General features: G+C 77.4%; 1 protein-coding gene. It reads left to right on the top strand.

Translation table 11 applies throughout. The features are described from left to right. Positions 1-1,462 (top strand): polyketide synthase dehydratase domain-containing protein (locus ACFWJ4_RS41610; protein ID WP_380554690.1); only part of this gene is annotated, 1,462 nt, incomplete at both ends.

Genomic DNA, 1,462 nt, shown 5'->3' with positions numbered 1-1,462 from the left:
GGAGTGCGGGCTGGGGGCGGACTTCTCGGGTGCGTTCCCGGGGGCGCTGCGGGTGGACCTGCCGACGTACGCCTTCCAGCGCAGCCGCTACTGGCTCGACGTCCCGACCACGAGCTGGGACGTCGCCTCGGCGGGTCTCGCCACGACCGGGCACCCGCTGCTCGGTGCGGCGACGCAGGTCGCGGACTCCGACGAGCTGCTGCTCAGCGGCCGGATCTCGCTGCGTACCCACCCCTGGCTCGCCGACCACGCGGTGTCGGGCTTCGTCCTCTTCCCCGGCACGGCCTTTCTCGAACTCGCGCTGCGCGCCGGGGCCGAGGCGGACTGCCCGGTGGTCGAGGAACTCACCCTCGGATCGGTCCTCGTGCTCCCGGACGAGGGAGCCGTCCACCTGCAGCTCCGGGTCGCCGCGCCCGACGGCGACGGTCGGCGGAGGCTCAGCGTGTTCGCCCGCACGACCCGGGACGCCGACGCGCCCTGGACCGAGCACGCCACCGGCACCCTGGCACCCCGGCCCGCCGGGGACCCGGCCGGAGCCGCGGCCGGTCTGCTGAGCTGGCCGCCGTCCGGTGCCGAACCCGTGGACACCGGCGACCTCTACGAGCGCTTCGCCGAGGCCGGCTACCACTACGGCCCCGCCTTCCGCGGCATCCGTGCCGCGTGGCTCCGCGACGGCGAGGTGTTCGCCGAGGTGGTGCTGCCGGAGTCGCAGCACGCCGACGCCGCCGGGTGCGTGCTGCACCCCGCGCTGCTGGACGCGGCCCTCCAGACCGCCGCACTGCTGCCCGACCAGGACGGCGGGGCCCGGCTGCCCTTCAGCTGGAACGGTGTGACCGGCGGGATCACCGGGGCCACCACGCTGCGGGTCCGGCTCTCCGCCGGCGCGCCGGACTCCGTGACCCTGCACGCCCACGACCTGTCGGGACGGCAGGTGCTCGGCGTGGAGGGCCTGCTGCTGCGGCCCCCGGCCGCGGGCGGGCCGCTCTCCGCGAACGCCCACGCCGACCTGCTGTACCGCCTCGACTGGACCCCGGCCGCCGACCCGGCCGACAGTGCCGTGCCCACCTGGGCCGCCCTCGGCGGTGCCGTCCCCGGCGCGGCGACGTTGCCGGACCTCGACGCCCTGGGAGCCGCGCTCGAAGCGGGCGCCGCCCTCCCCGAGGTGATCGTGGCGGCCGTCGCCACCGCCGACCTGCCCGACCCCGCCGACCGGGTCCGCGTCACCGCGCACCGGGGCCTGGCCCTGGTACAGCAGTGGCTGGCCGACGAGCGGTTCGCCGAGGCCAGGCTGGCCCTGCTCACCAGGGACGCGGTCCGTACCGGACCGCTCGACCGTCCCGTCGATCCCGCCCAGGCCGCCCTGTGGGGCCTGGTGCGCAGCGCGCGGGCCGAGCACCCCGGGCGCTTCGTGCTCATCGACGCGGCCGGGACGGGCGAGCCGGCGGACGCCCTGCCTGCGGCG

Source organism: Kitasatospora sp. NPDC127067 (assembly GCF_042724755.1).
Lineage (GTDB): Bacteria > Actinomycetota > Actinomycetes > Streptomycetales > Streptomycetaceae > Kitasatospora > Kitasatospora lactacystinica.
The sequence above is the reverse complement of the archived record's forward strand: the minus strand, read 5'-3'. Positions and strand labels throughout refer to the sequence as shown.